Here is a 26696-nt window from a genome sequence, read left to right on the forward strand (position 1 = left end):
ATATAAATTTTCTGTTATAATTGCAGGATATTTTCTTAAGGTCCGGCACTCAATCTTTAAATCCAGAGTTTAATCCATAAAACTCAAAACATCACCTGCTATGAATTTTTATTTAAAAATAGATAGATATGTTATTATGTGATAGAAGTAAACTGAAAGAGAGCTGGAAGCTCGTTAAAACCGGGATAGGTGCTGTAACAGGGAGGTGATTCGAATACAAAATCCCTTCTTATGATTAGAATGTGCTGATGATCCGGTATAAGAGTGTTCAAAAGGAACAAATCGTGAACCAAAATAATTCAGGAAGTATTTTCGGATCATCTTTGAACTTGTTCCCGGGATATTTCCTGACACGAAAACCGGACTAGGAACATTTATGCATTGAGGCTACGTTTAACCAAAAGAGATGAAGCTTAAAAGCCTGTTAATTATTGAACGTCTGTCAATTCCGGGGAACCTGCGATTTATCCTGAGAGGACTGCTCCCACTGGTGTTATTTTTGATACTTATTGCAGTCTCAGGGTGTACGGAGGCTCAACAAAAAGACTCGACTCCACAACTAAAAGCTTCAAATTTCTCCTTTGACTCCTCCCCTGTAAAGTACGTGTATGTTAACGGAGTTGAGCTCGGATACAGAGAGTTCGGGTCAGGAGAGCCTCTTCTGTTGATAATGGGATTTGGGGGAACCATGAATGCATGGAATGAAACTTTTGTATGGGCGCTGTCTCAGGAATACAGGGTCATCATATTCGATAACAGGGGAGTGGGATACTCTTCAGATTCCGGAGAAAATTATTCCCTTGAACTGTTTGCCAGTGATACAGCAGGGCTGCTTGAAACACTTGAAGTCCAGAAAACGAGTGTTTTCGGGACAGCAATGGGGGCATCAATTGCCCAGGAACTGGCTCTCAATTATCCGGAAAAAGTCGATAAGCTCATCTTCTCGTCAGCAGTTTATAGCGTTGATGCCCCTGAAGCCGGGCTTCTTAAAAAAATGTTTCAGTCCTTTGCAGGCAATTCCGAAATGAGTCCCGCGCTCCGGAGGCAGGCAGATGCAAATCTCAAATGGAACGGTACTTACGAACGCCTGCCAGAAATCAGGAGCGAAACCCTGCTTCTGATTGGTACGGAAGACGAATATGCTCCCCCTGGAATCACCCTTGCAATGGCAGAGGAACTTCCGGAAGCACATATTATTGTGTTTGAAAACGCAAAACATTCCGGAGAACGCTATCTGCCGGATAAATACTCAAAGGCAACCCTGGATTTCCTTAAAGAAGGAGAGTTAGCAGATCTTAAAGACCGGACTCCCTTTTCTAATGGCTTTGAAGATCTTTAATTTATTGATTTTCAATTTAAAGATTTGTAACTTTAAGATTTGCAGTTTTAAGGGTTTGCCAGCTTGTCTTTGAATTTCCTGTCCTCAACTCTATGGAGCACATTCAGGAGAGTTTCCCGGTTTATCCTTCCTTTCTGCATAACATAAGAAACATTTCTGTTAAGCAGCTCTTTATCTTCAAAGCTCAGATCCTTTGCTGTACAAACAATGATAGGAATATCTATGGTTTCAGGATTTTCTTTTAAAGCCTTAATAACATCATAACCCGTAAATTTCGGCATCATCAGATCAAGGAGAATTGCATCAGGGCGGCTGTCTATAGTTTTATCCATTGCTTCTTTGCCCCCGTATGCACAGATCGGTTCGTATCCTTCCTGTTCGATGATGGAACTGAGAAGTTCGACCACGGTTGGTTCATCATCCACAACTAAAACCCGCAGTGAGGAGTTCGCATCTGTAGTTCTTTTTATTTTCTGCAGGCTGGAAAGGAGACGTTCCTTTTCCACAGGCTTGATCAGATGATCAAACGCACCCCATAGAATGCTGCAGTTTTTGTCGTCATCCATGGAAATAACCAGGATAGGAATACCGGCTGTCATAGAATCCTTTTTAAGATCTTTCAGAATGTCCCAGCCACTGATCCCTGGAAGCATTATATCAAGAGTAATTACGGAAGGCTTCAGCTTACGTGCAAGCAAAAGAGCCTCCTTCCCACTGGAAGCCGAAGCAACCCTGTATCCTGCCTCAGAAAGTGTGATAGTAAGAAGCTCCCTTGCCATTTCGTCGTCTTCAACAATCAGCACAAGATTCTCGTTCCCTGAGGCATCAGAAGGCTCTATAATTATCGGAGTTTCAGTTTCTTCAGATGTTTCTGTTATTATTGGAGTTTCAGTTTCTTCAGATATTTCGGTCTTTAAGTCTTCTTCCTTTTTTGTCTTTTCATCTGTCAACAGAGCTGTCTTTTCGGAAACACCTGAGTCGGAAACATCTGAATCGGAAGCATTTGAATCGTTTGCACATGTTCCGAAAGTTTTTTTGTAATTCAAAAGTAGTTCGAATGTAAAGATTGAGCCTTTTCCGGTTTCACTTTCGACCCAGACCCTGCCTCCGTGAAGGTCTACGAATTTCTTGACCAGAGCCAGCCCGAGCCCTGTGCCTTCATACTGACGGTTGATACTGGAATCTATCTGCCTGAACGGCTGGAAAAGGAGTTTCTGGTTTTCTTTTGAAATCCCTATCCCTGTATCTGAAACACTAACTCTGACATAATCTCCTGCTTTTATTGCTGAAACCTTTACTGACCCGCCTTGAGGTGTAAATTTTATGGCATTACTTATAAGGTTGTAGATAACCTGCTTGAAACGTACCCTGTCAGCATAGACTGAAAGTTCGGGCTCCAGATTGTACCCTATTGAGATGTCCTTTTTCAGGGCAAGAGCTGAGGTTACGGCTCGTGTATCGTTAAATACTTCGGACACTGAAAACATTTCCATTTCCAGTTCCATCTTGCCTGCTTCAATTTTTGAAAGATCGAGAATATTGTTTATGAGGGTAAGGAGATGTTTTCCGCTGTTAGCTATATTAGTGAGAAACTTTTTATTCTGCTCGTTGAATTCTCCGCTCATTCCGCTGAGCATCACATCTGAAAATCCTATTATTGCAGTGAGAGGAGTCCTCAGTTCATGACTCATGTTTGTCAGGAACTCACTTTTGGCGCGGCTGGCACTTTCGGCAGCAAGTTTAGCCTGTAATAACTCTTGTTCGGCTTTTTTGCGTTCTGATAGGTCAATGAAGCTTTCAATAAGATATTCTTTCTCTCCAATTTTTACAGGAACCACACTTTTCAGGACAGGTAAATGCTCACCTTTTCCATTGCTCAGCAGTTTTCTTTCAGATTTATCTATAGTCTGCCCCAGGTCAGTTATCGGGCACTTATTTTTTTCAGCAGGACAGACGAATTTATGACAGATATGTCCGATTAATTCATTCCTCGAAAGCCCTATTGTTTCTTCAGCTGCCTGATTTGCTTCCACTATTTCGTGTGTTTTGGAGTCTATCAGCAAAATTCCACAGAGAGAGTTATCAATTATTTTTTTTAGCCTTTCCTGGCTTTCCTGCTCAATTTTTTCGGCTTTTTTACGTGAAGTTATATCTCGAATAACAAACTGGACTTCTCCATCCTCAAGGCTCAGGAACGAAGAGTTAACTTCAACATCAATAATAGACCCGTCATATTTCTGAATTTTCATTTCAAAACGTGCATCCCCACTTTGGAAAGTTGTCTTCAAAGCTTTCCGGACTGTCGGAAGATATTCTTCAGATACCAGAGAACTGAGAGATAAGTTCTCAAGCTCCCCTTCGCCAAACCCGAGGGCTACACGACCCTTTTTATTAAGGTCAAGGACTTTTTCCTCATTCAGGATTGCAATTGCATCATTTGACTGCTCGAACAGAGCTCTGTATCTTTTATCCTTCTCCTTTAAGCTCTCTTCTGCCTGTTCCTGAACTACCAGGGCATTTTCGAGTTCCATCCAGCGCCGCAGGGAGAAAATCCCAAGAGCAAAAGAGAGATAAACAGAAAGGGTAAGCAGCCCTCCGAGCTTACGCTGGTTGTACCCTTCAACAAATAAAACAATGGATTCAAAGAGGCCAAAATAAGAGGCAAAAGCTGTAAAAAAGAGTCCTACGGCTAAGATAATTAACAACTCATCCGATTTTTTTCCGAAGGTGTCTCTGAAAAAATCTGACATTATACAGTCCCCATAAAACAAAAGTAACGTTTGCTCCCGGTTTTCACTTCATGAGATGAACTCTGCTATCATCGATTTGAGTTTCAGAATATCAATGGGCTTGGAAACGTAACCACTGCAACCCGCTTTAAGAAACTTTTCCTCATCGCCGCACATTGCATGGGCTGTGAGAGCAATAACCGGGATCTCTTTAGTCACAGGATTTTCTTTCAATATTTTAAGCACTTCTATCCCATCAATTTCCGGCAACTGTATATCTAATAATATTAAGTTAAGCTAGCTTTTTTTACTAAGTTCTATAGCCATAACTCCATCTACAGCCTCTATTGGCCTGTATCCAAAAGAAATCATTAGAGTTCTGACAAGTTCCATAATTAAAGGATTGTCTTCCACGACAAGTATATTTTTCATAGGCAACGACCTCTAATCTACTTTATCCCCCGAACTTTCGCAGCCTTATATGAGTGTCTATCTGACAGGATAAAACACTTTGTCAGAATAAACAATTTTGTCAATCATACCAATATTTGTTAGTATATTTGATTTATTTATTTAAATAAGTTTCAGTATTAATTGAAACAAATATATTAATTATGTAATAGATATACTCAAAACCCCATAAAACCTCAAAACACTACACCCAGGTAAACCTTAACAAAACAGGCTTGCGGTTATTATTACCTGTTCCGTTAATACGCAGTTTGCTAATATTCCTTTTACCATCTATTTTTTATGCGAGAAGCACATTTACATTTTAACTTTAAGGCGGAAAGTCTCTCCTCAATTCCAGAGGAGCAGGGGTAGCTTACAATGACTTTGAACTGAATTGCTTAATCCCTTTTTTACAGTTGTTATCCATTTCCAGCTACTGAAGTTCTTTATTCGCCAGAAGTTCAAGTTACTTGAAGAAAACACTGATCAACATGTCTGCTAAAATATCTCCTAATAATTTCACCTGCACTCCCCCAGAAATCCTTTCTCCTGTAGGCGATCAGGAAGCCCTGCTCGGAGCAATCAAAGGAGGAGCTGATGCCGTTTACCTTGGGGTCGGCGAATTCAATGCCCGCCAGGGAGCTAAAAATTTCACCGTTGATGACCTTGAAGCTGCCCTCGACCTTGCCCATTCACATGGAGTACTTGTTTACCTTGCTCTGAATATCCCTATTAAACAAAAAGAACTGCAGCATGCCCTTGACATAGTGGACCGTGCATACGCAGCCGGGATAGATGCAATTATTCTGCAGGATCTCGGGCTTCTCAGGCTTTTAAACGAAATCTACACCGACCTGCCGCTTCATGCAAGCACGCAGATGACCATCCACAATAAAGAAGGAGTGGACTTTGCAGCAGGACTGGGAGCAAAAAGAGTCATAGTTTCCAGGGAACTTACCACTGACGAGGTAAAGGATATTGTGGATCACTCCGGAGTGGGTATTGAAGTCTTCGTTCATGGAGCTCTCTGCTATTCTTACTCCGGAAAATGCCTTTTCAGCAGCTTCCTGCACGACAGAAGCGCAAACAGAGGAGCCTGTGCACAGCCCTGCAGACGCAGGTACAGGTTCCTGGTAAACGGCAGGGAAATCGACGAAAGGCATATCGGAGGCAGTTACCCTATAAGCTGTGCCGAACTCTCAACTCTTACCGGGCTTGAAGATATAATAAAAACCGGGGTTGTAAGCCTAAAAATCGAAGGCAGGATGAAAAAACCCGAGTATGTGACTGCAAGCGCCTCTGCCTACAAAGCTGCAATTGAAAGCATATGCACCTCCGGAGAAAAACCGACAAAAGAGGAGCTCGAAGCAAGGGAAGCCGAGCTTGCAAAACTCTTTTACAGGGGTTTTACGCGTGGCTTCATACTCGGGGAAAAAGGGGTATCCCATCCCAAATACAGCTCAAATTACGGGGCATTTCTCGGAAAAGTCCTGGATATCTCCCGTTCGAAAGGTAACACAAAACTTACAGTCCGGCTGGAAGAAGATATCCGGGTAAAAGACGGCATAAGTATCTTTACGCGGGAAAGGATGCTCGGCTCTGCAGTAACCGGCATAGTAACAATTGCAGGCGAGCATGTCAAAAGTGCAAAAAAAGGCGAAAAAGTCGGGCTTGAGATCAGTTCAAAAACAGGCAGAGCAGTTCAGAGAGGAGATGAACTCTACCTCACGACAGACACGCAGCTCCTTGATACCCTTCAGAAAACAAAACTGAAAACTCTTCCGGTAAGCCTGAAAGCAAGGGCAAGGAAAGGAGAAAAGTTTGCGGTTGAGATAAGAAAAGAAATCGGAAAAGGCAGCAAAACCGAAGAATCCGCGTACGCAGAGTTTACGGACGATTATGTCGTACAGGAAGCCGAAAAAGCCCCGACAACCGATGAACAGATAAGAAAAGCAATGGAAAGCCTTGGGGATACTCCTTTCGAGGCCATCTCCGTTGAGATAGAATCTGACGAAAATATCTTTATCCCCGTCGGCGTGCTGAAGAATACCAGGCGAAAAGCTGCGGAGCTCCTTCTCGAAAAAACCCTGAAGGCAAAGAAAAAAGAGCAAAAACACCCTGACCTAGAAGGTTTCAATCACCTGTGCAGTGCAGAAAGCGGTGCAGAGAGTAAAATTGAAGCCGGTATGAAAAAGACAGGTACAGGATTAAGAGGCAAAGATTCGAAAAAACTCCTCCTGAGCGTTGAAGTGCAGGATATTTCTTCTCTCTTACAGGCAGCCACAGCCGGAGCAGATATAGTTTACGTCCCTGTTTCGTTGTTCGAAGAACTGATGTCTCCCAGAAACGCTGACATGCTTGAGGACCTGAAAGCAGAAAGAGCCGAACTGATTTTCAGGATTCCCCGTATTACCCATGACAGGGAACTGGAGGAACTAAAACCCCTGCTTGAAAAAGTAAGAGATGCCGGCTTCACATTAGCATGTTCAAGCCTCGGAACATCACAGCTTGCAAAAGAGCTTTCCATACCTTTTGTTGCTCAGAAAGATCTCAACATCTTTAATGCTTTTACTGCCAGCGCCTTCTACCAGGCAGGCGCATACAGGGCAACCCTTTCAAGCGAACTTAACCTGAATGAAATTAAAAACGTCTGTGAAACGCTCCAGACCTGCTGGGCTTCAGGCCAGATCGAAGTTTTAGTTTATGGCAGGGAACTGATGCTCGTTACGGAAAACGACCTCTTAAAGCCCCTTGTCGACCGAAAGATCGTAAGAAATGAGAGTGAAGTGCTCCTTGTTGACCAGAGCGGCTCCGAGTTTCCTGTCCGGCGCCTTGGCACCCGCACCCTTATCTATAACTCAAAGGTACTTGATATGCTGAAGTATGTTAAGAATATGAAAGAATATGGTGTGGACGTACTCAGGCTTGACCTCTCGCTCAATACCAATGCCGAGGTAAAAGAGATCACAGAAGCGTATAAACAGGCAATTGCAGGAAAAGAAGCAAAATTGAAGCCTGCAAGAGGGGTTGAATATACTACAGGGCATTATTTTAAAGGAGTTTGAGCACCCGAGTTGTATTTCGGGATCACAGGAAATTATAGATATCTTCGATCGATGCAACGTCATTATCTATACCGAACCATTCTTGTACGCTCGACGAAGGAGAGCGGCCTTGCAGACAAATAAGAAGAAAAAGACTGGAAAGTAGAAATCGAAAAACGACTGAGAAAACCGGCTTCAGGATTAAGGAAGCTTTTACCCTTAACCCAGAGCCTTTCTAATTTTTCCCATTTTGGTAAGGGTCGAGCATACAAGCTGCGAGACTTCTTCATCCATGCAGTTTCCTGCTGTCCCTGCCTGCAGAAGGTCGGGCTGCATCATTTCGAGCAGGATGCGGTATGAGGGTTCGGGTCTGACTTTAAGGTTGAATGTGTCGCTCAAAACCTCAATGTCTTTACGGACTTCTTTCAGGCAGGCCTCTGAAATGAAGCGGGAGGCTACATTCAGGTCCAGGTAACCGGAAGCAAAACTCAGGTCGCTGCCAAGGGAAGGAAAATATTTAGTAAGTAGTCTTTCACAGGTTTCCTCGCCGAGTTTTTCCCGGGCTTCTTCAAGGGCAGTGCCTGTGCCTATAAATTCGGGAGGCAGGCCTATTGAGTAGAGGGCGCCGGTGAACTTTATAGCTCGTGGCAGGTGCAGATCTTCCGAAGGCATGCTCGTTTCGAGCTCTTTTCCGATATCACTGCGGCAGAGACTTACAAGGCATGAGATATCCGGAGCGTTTCTCGAATAACCGCCTGTTCCTTTATGCATCAGACGGTCCCGCTGCTGGGGGAGGAGACATGCGAGCTGGTTTATGGCAGGGGACAGTTCACGGATAATGCGGCTATACCTTGTCCCGAAAACTCCTATAAGGTTTATAATTTCTTCTTTCTCTTCACTGGAATAGATATTTGGAGATTCCGGAAGCCTTGCCTCTGCAAGACGGACAAGAGCTTCAGCTTCTCCTTTTCCATGGCTGTACCTGACAGCTGACTGCAGGGTGATTGTACTTATGCCCCTGTACTCTCTGAAGAAGTTTTCCGCGTTTTTCAGGTTCAGGTTTCCCCTGAAAGGTAGAGTCCCTGCTCCGAATATGATGCCTGTGCCGGTATCGAGTTCCGAGTTCAGTTCGGAAATTCCGCTTATGGCGTATTTGCACGAGAGTGTGCTTGCCACATGTCCGAAAGAGAGAGCAGAGTCGGACTTGCCCAGGAAGACCCTGAACTTTTCAGGTGCTGTTCCGAAGCGTTCTTCCCAGGAAAGGATCGTACTTTTTACCAGTTCCTTTGCATGAAGAAGGGCAGGAGCGTCTTCTATAAGGGGAATTATACGCGGGACTTCCATTGCAACCCCGAATTCCTTTTTTGCAAGCTCGCCCACATCTACCATGTGCTGCTGAGCATCAAGGATCTCTCCTACCGTAGCTGTCATGGGGTGCACGAATTCGTTAATTGCCTGCACATCCGAGTATTCAACGGCTCCGTAATTGGCTTCGGCAATGGACATCATGACCATAAGCTGCCTGAAGCGATTTTCCTGCGCTGCACTCGGAGCCCTCGGAGTGATAAAAATGTCTTTTCCGGGTATCAGGTCTGTTTCTTCTATGAATTTTGATACTATCTGGACGTTCTGGTGGTAAGGTGTCGCCTTCCCTTCATAATCCGGCATATATTCATCACAGCCGAATACCACTGCAGCTTCAATGGCTTCACCGGGTTCTTCCTGCGTGGAGATATACTTTGATGCAGAGTCCGGGTGCTGCGTGCACATTACTTTAGGATAGGTTGCTTTCCTGCTCATGAAACTGGACCCTCATTGTTTAACGGAGTAAATTTTTAGACATTATTGGTTTTGATTCTTCTGTCGGCTTCCAGATTAATTCCTTTACTGGACTATTGTTAACCAGCAAATAAACTTGAACTAACATCGGTAAAGAACGTTTACTTCATAATAAACGTTTTCGTTGACAATAGTTGACATTAAAGTATCGGCTTTGAAACTGTTTGCTATATATGTATCAAAGTACAGCATAATAGTATCTAAAATATACTGGTATTGAAAGTATACTTATGTGTGTACTCAAATACCCTTAAAAACGAATTCAAAGGAAAAAAGAAACAACAAAATAATCAATAATTCCATAAAAATTAGAGGGTGTAAAAATGTATTGTGACCAGTGCCCTGAAGTCCTGAGTGGAAAAGGCTGTACAAAAAACGGACCCTGCAAAAAGCAGAGAGATGAACTCTTAAGAACCGAAAAACGGGACAGAGAAGGGGGTTTGAGCCTGACAGTTCGGTTAAAAGACTTGATGGGCGTTTTCAAGAAAAAAACTTAAACGACACTATAGGAAAATTATAAAAATTCCAGTTAATAAGTCCAGTAAATAAGTGTTTAGCGATCTTTCAGGATAACAAATCTTTTCAGGCCTTTTTCAGATACTTATTGGGTTTTTTCAGACTTCTTCTTTTTTCATTGATACTTTTCTCTCTCCTTGCTCCTGATATAGTTCGGTATCAGCTTTGATACTGATACCTACTTCGAAACTGTCTACTATATATGATTTGGTATCATATGAAAATTGGTATCCTAATGATATCAGTATTAAAAAGATATCCTGCATGAGAGCGATTGAAAACGATAGAAAAATGAAGATAAGATTAAAAAAGCGAGGAAAATCGGAAATTAACTGTACAAACAGATTTGAGGTGGAAGAAGATATGTTCTGTAATCAATGTCAGGAAGCACTTAATGTAAAAGGTTGCACCAGAAACGGAGTATGCGGCAAAAAAGGGGAAGTTGCAGACCTCCAGGACAGGCTGCTCTATGTCCTTAAAAGTATCTCATTCTATAACCTGAAAGCAAGGGAATATGGCCTTAACGAAGAAGCAACCGACAGGTTTGTGCTTGACAGTTTCTTTGCCACCCTTACAAATACTAATTTTGACAAACAAGCAATCGAGTCCTATATAAGGAGAGGGTTTGAGATCCGTGACACCATCAAGGCAAAACTGCCTGAGGGAGCGCTACCTGCCAGAGGAACTCTACCTGCTGTGGCTACAGTCACCCCTGAAAACATAAATGAAATGGATGTCGCTATTCACTCCACGCAGGACGAAGACGTCCGGTCTCTTCGTGAACTTCTGACCTATGGAATGAAAGGGCTGGCTGCATATGCGCACCATGCTTATATCCTCGGGTATAAAGACAAAGCAATTTTTGAATTCATAGAAAAAGGGCTGGTTTCTACAACAGACGACAGCATAGGTGTGGAAGCCCTTATAGGCCTGGTTCTAGAATGTGGACAAAAAGGCGTATCCGTCCTCGCCCTGCTGGACAAAGCAAACACCGAAACTTACGGAAGCCCAGAGCCGACTGCAGTCAACATAGGGGTGCGGAACAATCCAGGAATCCTTATCAGTGGGCACGACCTGTGTGATCTTGAACAGCTCCTTGAGCAGACCAGAGGAACAGGAATCGATGTCTATACCCATGGGGAGATGCTGCCTGCAAACTCATACCCTGCTTTCAAGAGGTACGACAACTTTGCAGGCAACTACGGGAACGCCTGGTGGAAGCAGAATGAGGAATTCGAGAAATTTAATGGCCCAATCCTCATGACCACAAATTGCATAATCCCGCCAAAAGAATCGTACAGAAACAGGATATACACTACAGGAGTTGTGGGTTTTGAAGGACTGACCCATATCTACGAAAAAGAAGACGGTACAAAAGACTTCACCCCGCTTATTGAACAGGCAAAAACGAGCAAGCCCCCGGAGCAGCTGGAAAGCGGAACAATCGTCGGTGGCTTTGCGCACGAAGCAGCCCTCTCGGTTGCTGACAGGATAGTAGATGCCGTAAAAACCGGAAAGATCAGCAGGTTCATGGTCATGGCAGGCTGTGACGGCAGGCACAAGGAAAGGGCCTACTATACCGAGTTTGCAAGAGCTCTTCCGAAAGATAGCGTAATTTTGACAGCCGGATGTGCCAAATACCGCTACAACAAACTGGACCTCGGAGATATAGGAGGAATCCCGAGAGTTATCGATGCCGGGCAGTGCAATGATTCTTACTCGCTTGTGGTAATTGCCCAGAAGCTTGCAGAAGCTTTCGGGCTTGAGGACATAAATGACCTGCCAGTTTCCTACAACATTGCCTGGTACGAGCAAAAAGCCGTGCTTGTTCTGCTCGCTCTCCTGAGCCTTGGTGTAAAGAATATTACTCTTGGACCGACACTTCCGGCTTTTATCTCTCCGAATGTCCTTAAAGTGCTGGTAGAGAATTTCAATATAAGGCCGAACACAACGGTAGAAGAAGATATGAAAATTCTGCTGGGTTAAAAACAATTTTGAATTTAAAGACAGAAATTGAAGATGAGCGCCATCCTGTAATTAATTAGAAAAGTGAGATGTTTTTTTATAGTTTACATCTTACTTATTTTTTATTTTAAAGTAGAACTGGTCCCGCCAAAGCCTATTGTTTAATTTTTTGTTTGTTTTAATATATGGCAGATATCTTTTGCCTGCTCTTTCAGCCTTTTGCCCGCAACCCATCCTTTTGTCCTGTAGTACCATTTTTACTGGTTTCTCAGCTAAACTGCGTAAGTCATATGTTTCAATAGCTTCAATGACGATTATTTTATTCTCTACTTGAAACCTTGAATAAACGATTTTATTATTTATTTTTAAAAATATAAGGTTTTAAAGAGCTAAATGCATGTTTAAGTCCATATTGTCAATTATATATTAGATTAAAAGTTTAAAAAAATCTTATTTACTCACATGGTTCTTTTCAGGCTTTTTTCAACTCAGAGCCGATTTACTTTTTGAATAAAAATTTTTTTAGTCGGAAAATATAGAATACCTGGAAAATAAGATAGCAGACGTCAACTATTGATCAAATTTGATTGCTCGAATTTGTAAAAAGAGACATATTCTCTGTGTCATGGAAAAATGAAGAGAGATTTTTATGATCAATATTTTCAATAAACCATTCTCAAAACTGATTTTTAAGGTGTCTATTAGCATTTAATGCCTTTTTAATAAATATAATTTAATTATAACAATTATTAAGTTTTATTATTTTATTTAAACCCTTAATAACTGTTATTTTATTAATTAATCCGTTATAATTTATTTTAAATTATAAGTATACTTATATTTAATTGAGTCAATTTTAGAATTGTCAAGCCGCAGGTGGCGGGCAAGACAATTTGAGGATAGGTTGAGACGTTTTGAAGATAAGTTGATTTCAATAACCGGCAGATAGCTGGGAAGATAGTTAAAAGAACAAACCAGAACAAAACCGATGGTTTCAGAAATAAATCTAGACGAAATAAATCTAATAAATTCGGAAAATTCATCGGTGCTGTTTGATCTGTGTTTGGTATTAACAGAGATATTAAATTACGGGAGTGGATTCTGAAAATGAAAATGAAAAAGATACTGGGTATTTTGATGGCGGTATGCTTTGTACTGTCAGTAACAGTTGCATCAGTAAGTGCGGCGCCCTCGAAAAATGAGAAGCAATGGGGTAACGAGAAATATAAATTTGACAATGATAAGAAAAAATATGATAATGATAAGAGAAAATGGGACAATGACAGGAAAAAGTGGGACAACGAAAAGAGAAAGTGGGACGACGACAGGAAAAAGTGGAACAATAAGAAACACGGTTACGATTACAGGAAATGGGAACAGAACTATTACCAGTGGTTCCTGCTTTACATAAAATGGCTCCAAGGTTATAATAACTGGCACAAAGGTTATAATGGCTGGTATAACGGTTATAATAACTGGAACAAAGATTATAACAGATATCACTGAATAATTCTGAGGTAAGGTTCTTCACCACTGGAGAGTGTAGAGGATCACGAGCATTCCGCCTTTTGTGCAGCATTCAGCCTTTTGTGCAGGAAATGTAAAGTGAACCCTCACTAACCTCTCTTTTTGTTCCTTGATTCAGGCTCATGTGAGATTTTAGGGCTCTTCAGGATCTTCGTATACTAAAACCACAATATTCTCACGTCCGTTTCTGAACTTCTTAATCAGCCCTCTCTTTTCCAGCTCAGAAAGCATGAGGCTGACTTTTACTTCCGAATAACTCAACCTGCTGCGCAGATCTTTTTGAGTGATCCTGCCCTTATGCCCTCTAATTATGTCAAGGACCTCATGTAAATCCGGAGAAACAGGTTGTTTATTTAGAGCAGCAGTATTGATATAAGAATTATCTCCGTCGTAGTTGTCTCCGGGTTCTATTACTGGCTCTGTCAGGAATACTGCTTTTCCATAATTTCCGGATGCCGATTTAATTCCAGAATCAGTGCTTTTACCCAGGACTTTTACCAGAAGCCCGGACATATTGGATTTTCCTTCCTGAGCCCTATTTTTTTTCGTTTTTTGGTCTTTTCTGGAAAATTTATAGACTCCGCCCAATATAAGAAAAAGCATAAGGGCTATTGACAGGTAACTCGCATTTAAAGAGTCAGTCCCTGTTTGTTCGGGGGGATTTATACCATTGGGGTCATTTATTCTGGTTGAGATTATTCCCGTTACCCCATTTTCGGGAACAGGATAAAGCAGGAGATCAAAGACATAATCTCCTTCATCTTCAATCCTGAGAGTTATTTCTTTTGAATAAGCTAGAGTGTTGTTCTGGTAGTAACTGGCTGTAATAACATAATCTCCGGGCATTAATTCAAATGAATATGTGCCGTCTTTTGCTAGTATTGACTGGGGGGGAGTAGAGTTTACATAAATCACAGTATCATTTATAGGTTCGAGAGTATCCCATGCATATGTTACTCCGTGAATTGTTGCAGTAGTAGTGTTTTTATCCTCTAAAAAAGGTACTCCTAATGCAAGTACAGGTAGCCCTAAAACGAGTAAAGCACCAATACAAATAATATAGAACTTCAGATTCGTTTCCCCCAGAACCCAGTATTGTAAGTCGAAGTTTCGCAGAAATCAGGTGCTAAAAACTGCAACTACAAAATCCCTTTACATCTTTTTAACCACAGGAAATCTATTAGCTTTGAATATACTCGTTTTTTAGATTTATTAATGACTTGTCCCCTCGCTCCCTCACCATCATAACTTAATTTGTGTTCTTTATCGAGCACGTTTCAAAATCTTTCCTGATAAGCTCAAATTATTAATGAGTCCAAAACTCAATCACATCATATCTTGAACTCGAGTAGTCAGTTGAGTTTCTGGTATGGAAATAGTCTGAAACTCTTATTGATTGAGATAAAATTGATGTTCGTATGAGCTCAATAGAACCTTAAATCAGGTTCATTGAGATTTTTCTTCACGCCTGTAGACTCTTTAAATTTTACAGTTTTTTCCAATCCCCTTTTGAATTTACTGTTTATTTTTGAGTCTATGAATCCGTTTTAGTTCCGATCATTTACAACGGCATAACATTGTTTTAAATGTAGACATCTATATAAAGATTCAATCCAAAGGATCTGGTACCAATCAGGAGTTAGTTTCATTAATGATATACATTGACTGAAGCTTTTGCTTCTAATTACGTTGAGTTGACCATGCCCACTGATACAGTTAAGTAAGTATATATGGCAGATAAACATTTCGTTTATTATTTACCTTCCTTTAAATAATTGATTGAATTAATGAAGACACACATAACTAAAATTTTAAGCAGTGAACTAATCATAAAACTCGAACTAATAAAACTCGAATTACATTCATCACTTTCGAATCTGGAATAATCAACCTGTCTTTTGATTGGAAAAACAGTTCAGAAATTCTTATTGATATGAAATAAAACCAGTTTAGACTAATTCAACAATAATTCTTAAAATAGATTCTTTGAATGGCAGACATTTCATCGTGAATATCTAAAAAAATCGCAAACAGAGTTATTGAATTTAATGTGTTTCTGGAGAAAACTCTTTTTAGCGATACAGTATCATTTTAAAGATTGAATTTTTTTATTCTATTTCCAGTCTATTTCCAGAACTCTTTCTTCCTCACTTCAAGCATGTATATCTGTTTGCATTGTAGCCGTCTATGTATCCTTTTTGGTAACCTTTGTTGTAACTATTTTTGTAAGATTCTGTCCAGCTGTCTTTGTTGGGTGGCGTAGGAATTTTATCGAGGTTTTCTCTGCTACCGTATTGCTTGCAGTCTTTTTCACCCTGTTTTTTGCCGTCATCTTTGCCATCATCGTATCCTTTGTTGTATCCATCGCTGTATCCTTTGCTATTATCAGCTGCGCTTGCTGATGTGGATATTGTTGACAATGCAAAGCAAATTACCAGCAAAATAGCAATGGTCTTTTTTATTTGTTCAAATTTTTTATATCTCATAAAATTTTACTCCTATTTTGTTCGATTAAATGAAAATTATCTGTAAACCAATGATCTATTAATTGCCAATTTTAAAATCAACCGGATTAAATATAAATATGCTTATAATAACAGTTTAAACAATTTAATTGCGAAAAAAAAGTATTTTCAAACTTTTAATTTAAAATACAGATCTAAATAATGCATTTAATATTAAGAAAACTCTGAATAATCCTTATTTATCAATTCTAACACATAAAACCTGTTTTTTCTCACGTAATAATAATGAAAAAGCAGGGCAGTTCTACCAGAGAGGTCAGTCAGCTTTCTTTATATCATTCTGGACGCGAATACTCAAGCCGTGAACTACCCCTCCCTGCTTTCTGATGAAAGCGAGGAAGTGGCTTCTTGCTTCATCCCTCGAACTACCGTTCGCAAGTCCACAAGCTCATCCCCTACGTTCCATAGGTGTCAGATAACTATAAGATTTTGATCTTGAAGAGAGAACTTTTTGATATTGATTGCAGCATTTACGTCTCTGTCATGCTTTGTTTTGCAATCAGGACACGTCCACTCTCTAACATCAAGAGTTAGATTGGAATTGTGATGCCCACAAACATTGCATAATTTAGAAGATGGCTCAAATCTTCCTATTCGTAAAATGGTTTTTCCCAACCATTCAGCTTTATATTCTAATTTTGTTACAAAACTACTCAACGAAGCATCTGAAATGGATTGAGCCAGACAATGATTTTTTACCATACCTTTAACATTCAGAGTTTCCAGCGCAATAGCTTGGTTCTCGCTAATCAGTCTGAAAGAGAGTTGATGCTGGAAATTATTTCTCTGATTGCTAATAGTTTCATGGATTTTTGAAAGATGCTGTCTAGCCTTATTCCTATTCTTAGAGCCTTTAACTTTTCTCGATACTCTTTTTTGCAAACATTTCATTCTTTTTAGAGAATTTTTAAGGTATTTTGGATTTTCAACCTTTTCTCCATTTGATAGAACTGCAAAATCTTTGATGCCTGCATCAATACCTATTGTAGTTGATTCTGAAAAGTTCTGCTTTTCAGGAATATCTTTTTCATTATCTACAAGGATACTGATATAATATTTTCCTGTACTTGATCTTGAAATTGTTGCGGTTTTAAGTTTGCCTTCAAACCTTCTATGAAGTATGGTTTTAACTTCACCTATTTTAGGAAGCTTAATTATCTGCTTCTCAAAATCTACCGCATAATGTTGAGGCATTTGACATGATTGAACCGGATTTTTCTTAGACTTGAACTTAGGAAATCCGGATTTCTCTCTAAAGAATTTAGTAAATGCTGATTCTACATTTACTAAAGAGGCAAGTAGAGCCTGTGAATTAGCTTCTTTTAACCATTCGTTAGAAGGTTTTACTTCATGGACTAAAATGTGCTGTAAATCAAACCTCGATATTGATTTCCCAGTTTGTTCATAAGTTTTTATCTTTTGTTCTAAAGCCCAGTTATAGACAAATCTACATGCACCAAAATGAACTTGTATCATTTCCTTTTGTTTTTTGCTAGGGTAGATTCGATATTTGTAGGCTTTTAACATACTATACATTATGCGTTTTAAAGAAATATATAGGTTTTGTTAAACTTAATATAGTGAAGTTGACGGCTTTCATCCCCCACCTGTCGCTTCGCTCCGAGGAAGGGGACTTCACGCCTTAAAGTTAAAATGTGGCAACTTATTATTGATGAACCACTAAATTCAATTACATATCATAAAGGTATATACAGCGACTAATAAAGGTATATGAAGCGACTGGATTCAGGCATGAAAGGATGCGAAGACATGGTAACAAATAAAACTACAAACAAAAAGAAAATACAGGCACCAGTAGGGAAACCGTTACTAAAAGGAAAACGGATACCAGAAGGAAAACAGATTCTAAAGGAGGAATTGATCTCAAAAAAGGAACAGGTATCAGAAGGGGAACAAGAACCGGAAGAAAAGAAAGAGCCAGAAGAGGAACCGAAACCGGAAGAACAACAGAAACCGGAAAAGAATTTTCCCATCGTGGGCATCGGCGCATCGGCTGGTGGGCTGGGTGCATTCGAAGCCTTCTTCTCAGGTATTCCCAAAGACGTCAATCCTGGCGTAGCCTTTGTAATAATACAGCATCTTGACCCAAAATACAAGAGCATTCTTACCAGTCTGATAGGACGCTACACAAACCTGCCTGTTTACGAGATCGAGGAAGGGATGGATGTCAAGCCTAACAGCGTTTATGTTATCCCGCCTAACAGAGACTTAATTTATCGTGAGGGTTTGCTCCACTTAGTAGAACCGATCGAACCACATGGTCGTCGTATGCCTATCGATTTCTTTTTCCGTTCCCTGGCAGAAGAAAAGAGAGAATGGGCTATCGGAATTGTACTCTCAGGCACTGGCAGTGACGGAACATTAGGAATAAGGGCAATCAAGGCTGAAGGCGGAATGGTAATGGCACAGACTCCCGAATCCAGTGAGTACGACAGCATGCCGCGCAGTGTTATCGACACCGGTCTGGCAGATTATATTCTCCCGCCGAAAGAAATGCCTGCCCAGCTCATTGCCTATGTAACTCAGGTTTTCGGGAAAGTATTCCATCCGGCTGCCAGGACAGAAGATTCGATGAACAGGGTATTCAACCTGATATTTTCCCAGACAGGTCATGATTTTTCCCGTTATAAAAAAGGCACCATCACCCGGCGCATTGAGAGGCGTATGGCTGTTCACGCTATTAAGCGTGTAGATGAGTATGTGCAATACTTAGAGCAAAAACCTGCCGAAGTAGAATCGCTCTTTCGCGACTTCTTAATCAGTGTCACCAGTTTTTTCCGTAATCCCAAGGCTTTTGACTTGCTTCAGGAAGAGGTTATCCCGAAACTCTTTGTCGAAAAGAATATACACGAAACAATACGGGTCTGGGTGCCCGGCTGTTCCACAGGCGAGGAAGCTTATTCAATCGGCATCCTGCTCCAGGAACATATGGAAACATTGAGGCGAACTTTTAAGGTACAAATTTTTGCAACGGATATTGACAGCCGGGCAATCGAACGTGCCCGCGCCGGTATATATCCTGCCAGCATCGCAGTCGATGTCTCGCCTGAACGACTGGAACGCTTCTTCGGAGTGGGTCCAGACGGCAGCTACCACATTCATAAAAATATTCGTGAAATGGTGATCTTTTCCGAGCATGACCTCACAAAAGACCCTCCCTTCTCCAAACTCGACCTGCTCAGCTGCCGCAACGTACTGATTTACATGGACTCGGAGCTGCAGAAGAGACTTATTCCTCTCTTTTACTACGCGTTGAGCCCTGGCAAGTTTCTCTTTCTTGGATCTTCCGAGACCATTAACGGGTTCACTAACCTTTTTGACACGCTGGATCGCAAGGCGAAACTGTACCAGAGCAGGCAGAATGTTGGAATAGAGCAACTCCGTTCCATAGCTGCATATATCCCACCAAGAGTGGAACCCAGGGAGATTCAAGCAAAGGCAATTGAGGTTCCTATTCAGGGCAAACCTAAATTTCGCGAGTTGACCGAACGGCTTCTGATTCAAAATTATGCTCCTGCCGGTGTGCTAGTAAATGAAAAAGGTGACATCCTTTATATACACGGACGTACCGGCATGTACCTGGAACCGGCTCCGGGTGAAGCTGGAATGAATATTCTGGGTATGGCACGGGAGGGACTGCACCAGAGGTTGACTATTGCCCTGCACAGAGCGGTAACTGATAAAAAACTATTATTTTACCCTGGAGTGCAGGTCAAAACCAACGGCGACTTCACCGGAGTTAATCTGGCGGTAATACCCATAGCTATAACTCCTTATGCAACCGAAGGGCAAGACCTGTTCCTGGTCATTTTTGAGAAACCTCCAGAATGGGAACAGAAAACAGCAGAGGAGGCAGCTCTCGGTGAAGGAAAGGGTGAAGCTCTCGCAAGTGCAACGGAGACTGACAGGCGCATTTTGGAGTTGAGGGAGCAACTGCGGATCAAAGAAGAAGAACTCAAAGCCACCAATGAGGAACTGGAGACTTCCACTGAAGAACTCAAATCCTCCAATGAAGAAATGCAGTCGGTAAATGAAGAATTACAGTCTTCAAACGAGGAGCTTGAGAGCTCAAAAGAGGAACTGCAGTCAGTTAACGAAGAGCTGGCTACGGTCAATGCCGAACTGCAAAATAAGGTCGCTGATTTGTCTCAGGCCAATAACGATATGAACAACCTGCTTGCGGGCACGGACATAGGCACTATCTTCGTGGATTATGGGATGCGCATCATGCGTTTCACTCCCGCAGTCACAAATCTTGTTAATCTAATACCGACAGACGTGGGACGGCCTATCTGGGATATTGTCCCGAGTATTACAGGATATAACCGGCTAATAGAAGACATAAGAGAAGTACTGGACAAACTGACGTCAAAAGAGGTAGAAGTTCAAACCCGGAATGGCATGTGGTTCCTGATGCGCATCAAACCTTACCGCACCCTTGATAATGTTATCAAAGGAGCGGTGATTACCTTTATAGACATTACCGAGCGCAAGCGAGCTGAGGAAGCACTACGCCAGAGTGAAGAGCGTTTTCGCGCTTTGGTGATGACCAGCTCGCAAGTAGTGTACCGCATGAGTCCAGATTGGAGTGAGATGAGCCGGCTCCATGGTAGGGGTTTTCTTGCAAATACGGAAAATCCAAGCCGCAACTGGCTTCAGGAGTACGTTCCTCTAGAAGATCAGCCGCATATGACCGCTGCCATTAATGAAGCCATCCGGAAAAAGAGAGTTTTCGAACTGGAACATCGAGTCAGGAAAGCGGACGGCAGCGTGGGATGGGTGTACTCTCGTGCCGTTCCTATTCTCGATGAAAATGGTGAAATAATTGAATGGTTTGGTGCCGCCAGTGACATTACCGAGCGCAAACGGGAAGAACTTTCGGCAAAAGAGCAGGAAACCAAAAAATGAGTATGGGAAAAACCGACCGTGACTAAAACTCTATCCAGATAGGTAGCCCAGATAGGTAGCGGAGACTTCTCAAAGGGAAGAGGGAAATATCAAGGATAAAACTCTCGTCCCGGAAACTGCAATTTCAGCGTCCTTGAAAAATATTTACAAAATAGATTCGTAGAAATTTTCTAAATAAATTATTTTTTATTTAAATTTTTTTGATTATAATTGTCATGATGTGCTTTTTAGGGAATAGTCCATTGTTAGATTTTTTTTAAGATTCTGGAAAACAATAAAAACATTACTAATATTAAATTGTTGTTTGATTTTAAAATATTTTAAATAAAACTAACATTTTATCAGGAACAATTTTTCTGATAATTAATTTAAAATAAAATCGGGACATTGTATATTATAACGGAGAGAACAAGTCTAAAAGAGTGGAAATAACCGGTAGGGTATGTGAAAAGATAATTGCCTGGAAGACTTTTTTCCAGTTTCGAATAACTAAAATCAAGGGGAGAACTTTCGGAACCACTGTATCGGGAACTACAGTAAAAAGAAAAATGATTCTTTCAGGCAATTTCCTCCTATTTCTTAATGCGCTTTTTATCCAGTGGCTTCATAACTGTTTTTTGTCTGCTGTTTTGATGTTTTTCGGGCTCTTTCATTCAGTTAATGTAAGACTAAATAACCTCTGGAATTTATTAGTTAACTTTGCTGGCATCGCAGATAGTTCACAAATCCTTGTGGGGCCCGTTTAAATGTTTCATAATCCAATCTTTTATCTCCACATAAACCTCATCGGCTACATTATCCAGTTCATGACCGGCTTTAGCGTCATATACTTCTATTCTTTTAGGTTCGTGTGCCATATCATATGCAAGTACCGAAACATCCGGAGGTATGACCTCGTCCTCCTCGCCGTGGATCAGGAACACCGATGTGTCTTTTGGGAGGAAAGAGATCGGATCAACCCCACGGCCCTGAGTTGAGAGCATCACTATGGTTTTTACGTTCTTATTGTTAAAAGCAGCCTGAACAACGACTGCACCCCCAAAAGAGTGCCCTATCAGGCCAAGAATCCTTACATTTTCCGATTTTAAAAACTCTATTCCCACAAGGACGTCTATTAAAGCCTCAGCCATATCTTTTGGACTCCTGAATTTTATCCTTAGAGAACTTATGCCTGTTTCTCTTAGATCACTGGATAAACGCGGGTACAGGCTGTCTGCAGGTGAATCAAAGCCCCCGTGCACTCCTGTGACCATAATTACGCCTTTATCTGTCCCCTCTGCCCCGTAGTAAGCGCAATCTATCCTTCCACGGCTTGTCCCTATCTGGACGAACTCATAAAAATCTTTTTGTTCTCTTTTGACATCGAGAATAATTGTTTCCAAATCCCGTTTTTTGATATTAATTATCTCTGTGCCCTGAAGCTTTGTGCCCCTCAATTCCGTGCCCTGCATGATTATAGTTTGACTTTTACTTATTAGCCACTTATGGATAACATTAAATTTCTAGCAAGAAGTGAAGCATTGATAGGCAGTGTATCGATTTTTCAGTAAAACCACAAATCTCATAAAGTCCCTGAATACAAAATTCGAGATCAAGAGATTAACTTAATTCGTAGTATACAAAAATTTGACTTCGAATTTACAGCAAATTCACGACACTTCTTTACGCCCAATATTCAAATTTCTTCCTTTTTGGGTAGGGCCGCCCGACAAAACGTAAAATCGGCTACGACTACGAGATTTCTGAGAACTTATTGAAAAAATCTGGATTAACAGGAGCAAACCCCACTGATCGTGGAAAAAAAGGGACAAAAAAGAGTATCTTAACTGACGGAAAAGGTATTCCACTTTCAGTAATAGTGGATGGAGCGAATCGTCACGATAAAAAGCTTGTAATTTACCGCGAAACCCGTGTATTTTAACCATTTAATCAAGAAAACGATGTTTTATTACTGCTCATTCTATGTACAATTTAGAATTCCTACCATCGAATGTGACAGAATATTCATCAAGAACATTCCGCCCGATCAACATATCTCCGGCAACTTCATTATAAAAAACTTCAACATCCTTATGTTTGTTTCCAAAAAATTCCAGATCTATAAATGTATACCAACCAACAACTGTACTATTAACAGCACTAACAAAAGTACGATATTCTTCTTGTAATCCAAGTCTTAACCAAAGATCTCTTGGTATGACAATTGCATCAGAACCAGTATCAAGATAGGCACAGGCAGTTTCTCTTTTATTCAAAATAGGATAATCAGAGTGACCTTGACAAGTGGGTCATTATCATAATAATCCAAAACTTTTTTACGCATGGTTTCTATTCCTGATACGAAGAGCTACAGGATTCTTGCCAACTCTACGCACAAAAAAACGATGACCTGGGCGCTTCTTTCTCGCCTCAAGACCAACATCTCTAAGGCTATCACCAACAGATGCGAAGTCATTGGCATCAATATCTATGGCTATAATCTTTTTGTCATATAACTTCTCCCATTCTTCCTTATGGGCTTCATAGATACTATTTGCTTTTTCATCGAATTTATTGGCATCTAACATATGTTTACCTCTTCGATCAGACCTTTGCTTTAAACTATGTTTTATTATCTAAATAATACTTTTTCTTTATTATCAGTGTTTAAGAATCTATTCGAAAAGTATAATGAACTGTGTCTCAAATTAAAAATCAACTTTCAATAAACATTTTCTTCAAATTTGTGTACAACCACTGAAACAGACTTTTCGGATAGGCTCTTAATGACCCTCTGCGCTCCCTTAGCAATAAATCTTAAATCGGAAAGTGTTCCGATTTATCTGTAAGACCATAAATTTCATAATTAACGACACTGCCATCAAGAAATCACAAATTAATCAAGACAAAAATTAATCAAAGCTAAAATCACAAATCCAGATGCAACGGAGTCAAACTTGATTAACCCTCAAACGTGTGATAGAGGAATAACTTATCAGGATTATGGCTTTTCAGTTACTTCGAAAGTAATTACGAATTCCGTTCCGTGGTCTCTTCTAAGCTTGATTTCTCCATCCAGTTGGTCAATAAGGATGCTCACTAACTGCAGTCCGAGCGACTCAACATTCCCTAATTCCAGGCTTTCAGGAATTCCTTTTCCGTTATCCGAAATTGTCAGGCTGAAAAGAGATTTATGCGTTTCATTATTCTTTTTTTCTCTGGAAAGCTGGACTCGAATTTCTCCGTCTTCGCTTTTGGTAAATGCATATTTGAGGGAGTTCGAAATAAGTTCATTAACAATTATTCCCAACAGGACAGCAATATCCATATCGAATAATGCATTTTCTTCCAGATCCATGTGAAGGCGGACATTCTCACTATTAAGGCTGTAAGTATGGAAAAGGTTTTCAGCTAACTTCCGGATGTATTCAGAAAAATTCAGCGTATCGGTCCCTTTTCCTTTATAGAGTTCTTCATGGATAAGGGACATTGAAAGTACCCGGTTCTGGCTTTCTACGAAGGCTTCAAGAACCTCCGAGTCTTTGATACACTCTTTGTCCTGGAACTTTTCAGCCTGCAGATCCAGCAATGAAGAGATCACTTGCAGGTTATTCTTAATCCGATGATGGATTTCCTTTTTACGGCTAATCTCGATGCCTTCAAGAAATTTTTCAGTTTCTTTCTTCTCGGTCACATCATAAATCGTACCCTGGTAGAATTCCGATTTCTCATCTGTCTTTTTAATTTTCTGGTAAATCTCGTGAACCCACCTGATTCTTCCATCTTTGTGTTTTATGCGGTATTCGATATCTCCATAACCTGTGGACTGGAAATTTCGAATCTTTTTCTCTTCTTTGAGAACAAGAGAGAGGTCATCAGGATGAATTATCTCTTTCCACTTAATCCGGGATGAAAAGTCTTTTTCTCTATACCCGGTGATCTCTTCGGCAGCCCCATGCAGATACACGGGAATAAAATTTTCATTACGCTGATAGACAATACCGTGGAAATTTTGTATGAAAGATCGGTATTTCTCTTCACTTTCTTTCACTTTTTTTAACGCAAGTTTCCAATCCGTAATGTCTTTGATTACTCCTATAGCCTCGTAAGGATGACCTTCATGATCCCTGAGGTAAATTCCTTTATTTTCTATGTCAATGTAAGTTCCGTCTTTTCTTTTCAACCTTAATTCTTCTTTATACCTATCTCCGGTAGATTTTATGTCTCGGAATCTTGCGCCCACATGAGTTTCACTTGAAGACTGGATATTCGTAGTCCAGATGTACTTGCCAAGCATCTGAAATTCTTCAAAACTATATCCTGTGGTTTCTTCTATTGCACCTGCCCAGGTGCATTTATCAGTTCTTAAATCATAGTCATAAACCAGCTGCCCTGTCTGTTCTGTGATAATTCTGTAGATTTCCTTGCTTCTCAGAAGTTTTTCTACTGTTTGTTCATTTTCAGTTATGTCCCTGGACATAACCAGGGCAGCTGTCGGATTTCCGGAAGCATCGAAAATCGGAGAAAGAGTTAATGAGACGTTTATTACCTTACCATCCTTTCTTAACTGTAAAGTCTCATAGTGATGTATTTTTTCTTCATATCTGATAAGTTCAGTTAGTTCTTTTATTTCTTCGACTAAAGTAGGTGGTTCAAGGACGTCTATGGGCTTTCCCAAAACTTCCTCTGCCGTATAACCGTAAATTCGCTCTGCACCTTTATTCCAGCTGGTAATAATGCCATCAAGAGATTCGGTCATAATAGCATCATCGGATAATTCAAGAATATTTGCAAGTATCTCGGTTTCTTCCATTTTTTTATATCTGGAATTTCCTACCAGTTCCCACTTTCCTTCCTTTTTTATCAAAGCAAACTGGTGATTTGCAATTATATCGATAGTCTCGGTTGCGTTAAACTTGTCAAGAGGATAGGTGCAAAGAGCTGTTATCCGGCACTTGCCTGTGATCCGATCCAGTTCTTTTTCATAATCAGCAAAATCATTCCGGTTTTCTTTTTCCAGCCAGGAAGTATCTTCGGTCAGCCTCAAACCGTCATAACCACTGGAAAGAGCCTGATTGAATTTCTCAACCCAGCCATTCAATACTCTCTCCGAATTAAAAACTCCATTTTTAAAATACCAGTGAGTATATGGGATAATTTCGATTTGCCCTTTTTCCAGATAGATATCAATGTAAGGAATAGCTTTTCTAAGGGCTTCTTTTGACTCTTCTATTTCCAGAGGTTGTGACGTGATCCACAAGCATAATTCGTTATTCTCCAGTCCTGCTTTAAAATAAGGAAAAGCTATATCCATCAAATCTTCTTTTGTCCTGTAGAACTGGCAGAAATGTGTTCCCCATGGCATATCTCCAGTAATATTGTGACCGGAGTTTCTCGATTTTTCTTTCACTCTACCCCTCTCCAGCTGTCGGGAAAAATTTGAAAGCGCTTATTTACTTTCTTGAGTAGTATACTGTTATATTCCGGGTTAATACTTCTTATATCAGTAGCTTCCTAAGAATTATTTTTGTATTAAGTGAGTACGTTTTTGCAACTTCTTTTTTGGAAAAGTATAGGATCAGTTTACCAGATAATTTTCAGTATTAATATTTAAATTAGTATATTAATATTCTCCATGGCACTTTCTCATATTCTGTTCTTCAGATCATCTCTCTGTTTTCGAAATATTGTCAGTTTATGGTCATCTTTTTTACGAAATATTTGGATAAAATCAGGAAAAGTATGCCGGACGAGTTTCAAAAATCAAGAGATCAATTCCGGAATATATGCATAACTTAGGAAAAATTACATTAAAAAGGCAAAAAGAGTAGTGTTTGTTAGCTTTAGTAAT

At 40.5% G+C, this 26696-nt stretch carries 17 protein-coding genes and 1 pseudogene; 7 read left to right on the top strand and 11 right to left on the bottom strand.

The genetic code is table 11. The annotated features are described in order from the left end of the window. The first annotated feature begins 406 nt into the window (after positions 1–406). Positions 407–1339, top strand: coding sequence for an alpha/beta fold hydrolase (locus MSHOH_RS09325; protein ID WP_052730791.1), 933 nt, complete (start codon positions 407–409; stop codon positions 1337–1339). Positions 1340–1386: 47 nt separating this feature from the next. Here the strand turns inward: MSHOH_RS09325 and MSHOH_RS09330 are convergent, their stop codons facing one another. The 3 genes from MSHOH_RS09330 to MSHOH_RS25860 are packed head-to-tail and all read right to left on the bottom strand — an operon-like array spanning position 1387 to position 4500. After that, positions 1387–4089, bottom strand: coding sequence for a hybrid sensor histidine kinase/response regulator (locus MSHOH_RS09330; RefSeq protein WP_048139148.1), 2703 nt, complete (start codon positions 4087–4089; stop codon positions 1387–1389). Positions 4090–4137: 48 nt separating this feature from the next. Then, positions 4138–4356 carry a response regulator gene (locus MSHOH_RS25855; RefSeq protein WP_332881990.1) on the bottom strand — a complete coding sequence of 73 codons (219 nt, stop codon included), beginning with the start codon at positions 4354–4356 and terminating at the stop codon, positions 4138–4140. A 9-nt stretch (positions 4357–4365) separates the two neighbouring features. Continuing rightward, positions 4366–4500, bottom strand: coding sequence for a response regulator (locus tag MSHOH_RS25860; RefSeq protein WP_332881989.1), 135 nt, complete (start codon positions 4498–4500; stop codon positions 4366–4368). Positions 4501–5012: 512 nt separating this feature from the next. Here MSHOH_RS25860 and MSHOH_RS09340 point away from each other — a divergent pair. Continuing rightward, on the top strand, positions 5013–7586 hold the full coding sequence (locus tag MSHOH_RS09340; protein ID WP_048139150.1) for a U32 family peptidase: 2574 nt from the start codon (positions 5013–5015) through the stop codon (positions 7584–7586). 198 nt (positions 7587–7784) lie between these two features. On the opposite strand, the gene ppcA is transcribed toward MSHOH_RS09340, so the two are convergent. After that, positions 7785–9365, bottom strand: coding sequence for a phosphoenolpyruvate carboxylase (gene ppcA / locus MSHOH_RS09345; RefSeq protein ID WP_048139151.1), 1581 nt, complete (start codon positions 9363–9365; stop codon positions 7785–7787). Positions 9366–9727: 362 nt separating this feature from the next. On the opposite strand from ppcA, the gene MSHOH_RS23685 reads away from it, so the two are divergent. The 3 genes from MSHOH_RS23685 (at position 9728) to MSHOH_RS09355 (ending at position 13391) form a co-directional block, all read left to right on the top strand. After that, positions 9728–9901, top strand: coding sequence for a hypothetical protein (locus tag MSHOH_RS23685; protein WP_158024105.1), 174 nt, complete (start codon positions 9728–9730; stop codon positions 9899–9901). Positions 9902–10283: 382 nt separating this feature from the next. After that, positions 10284–11906 carry a hydroxylamine reductase gene (gene hcp, locus MSHOH_RS09350; RefSeq protein ID WP_048143325.1) on the top strand — a complete coding sequence of 541 codons (1623 nt, stop codon included), beginning with the start codon at positions 10284–10286 and terminating at the stop codon, positions 11904–11906. Between the two features lie 1092 nt (positions 11907–12998). Then, positions 12999–13391 carry a hypothetical protein gene (locus MSHOH_RS09355; protein WP_162197622.1) on the top strand — a complete coding sequence of 131 codons (393 nt, stop codon included), beginning with the start codon at positions 12999–13001 and terminating at the stop codon, positions 13389–13391. A gap of 153 nt (positions 13392–13544) precedes the next feature. On the opposite strand, the gene MSHOH_RS09360 is transcribed toward MSHOH_RS09355, so the two are convergent. From MSHOH_RS09360 to tnpB, 3 genes are all read right to left on the bottom strand, one after another. Continuing rightward, on the bottom strand, positions 13545–14327 hold the full coding sequence (locus MSHOH_RS09360; protein ID WP_239451306.1) for a helix-turn-helix transcriptional regulator: 783 nt from the start codon (positions 14325–14327) through the stop codon (positions 13545–13547). A 1232-nt stretch (positions 14328–15559) separates the two neighbouring features. Further along, on the bottom strand, positions 15560–15898 hold the full coding sequence (locus MSHOH_RS09365; RefSeq protein ID WP_048139156.1) for a hypothetical protein: 339 nt from the start codon (positions 15896–15898) through the stop codon (positions 15560–15562). A 450-nt stretch (positions 15899–16348) separates the two neighbouring features. Further along, positions 16349–17464, bottom strand: coding sequence for an IS200/IS605 family element RNA-guided endonuclease TnpB (tnpB, locus tag MSHOH_RS09370; protein ID WP_048143326.1), 1116 nt, complete (start codon positions 17462–17464; stop codon positions 16349–16351). A gap of 204 nt (positions 17465–17668) precedes the next feature. On the opposite strand from tnpB, the gene MSHOH_RS09375 reads away from it, so the two are divergent. Then, positions 17669–20866 (top strand): CheR family methyltransferase, encoded by a 3198-nt coding sequence (locus tag MSHOH_RS09375; protein ID WP_239451307.1) that lies wholly within the window; start codon positions 17669–17671, stop codon positions 20864–20866. Between the two features lie 719 nt (positions 20867–21585). Here MSHOH_RS09375 and MSHOH_RS09385 read toward each other — a convergent pair. Then, positions 21586–22317, bottom strand: coding sequence for an alpha/beta hydrolase (locus tag MSHOH_RS09385; RefSeq protein ID WP_158024106.1), 732 nt, complete (start codon positions 22315–22317; stop codon positions 21586–21588). A gap of 320 nt (positions 22318–22637) precedes the next feature. Between MSHOH_RS09385 and MSHOH_RS23690 the strand changes: the two are divergent. Next, positions 22638–22760: pseudogene (locus tag MSHOH_RS23690) on the top strand (IS5/IS1182 family transposase); the annotation flags it as partial. A 61-nt stretch (positions 22761–22821) separates the two neighbouring features. Here MSHOH_RS23690 and MSHOH_RS09390 read toward each other — a convergent pair. From MSHOH_RS09390 to MSHOH_RS22105, 3 genes are all read right to left on the bottom strand, one after another. After that, positions 22822–23121, bottom strand: a complete 300-nt coding sequence (locus MSHOH_RS09390) for an aspartyl protease family protein (RefSeq protein WP_048139160.1) — start codon at positions 23119–23121, stop codon at positions 22822–22824. A gap of 60 nt (positions 23122–23181) precedes the next feature. After that, positions 23182–23433: a hypothetical protein gene (locus MSHOH_RS09395; protein ID WP_048139161.1), complete on the bottom strand. Its 252-nt coding sequence runs from the start codon at positions 23431–23433 to the stop codon at positions 23182–23184. Between the two features lie 413 nt (positions 23434–23846). After that, the gene (locus MSHOH_RS22105) at positions 23847–26255 is read right to left on the bottom strand and encodes a PAS domain S-box protein (RefSeq protein ID WP_052730792.1); all 2409 of its coding nucleotides are present in this window, start codon (positions 26253–26255) and stop codon (positions 23847–23849) included. Between the last annotated feature and the right edge of the window lie 441 nt (positions 26256–26696).

This window comes from Methanosarcina horonobensis HB-1 = JCM 15518, assembly GCF_000970285.1.
Taxonomy (GTDB): domain Archaea; phylum Halobacteriota; class Methanosarcinia; order Methanosarcinales; family Methanosarcinaceae; genus Methanosarcina; species Methanosarcina horonobensis.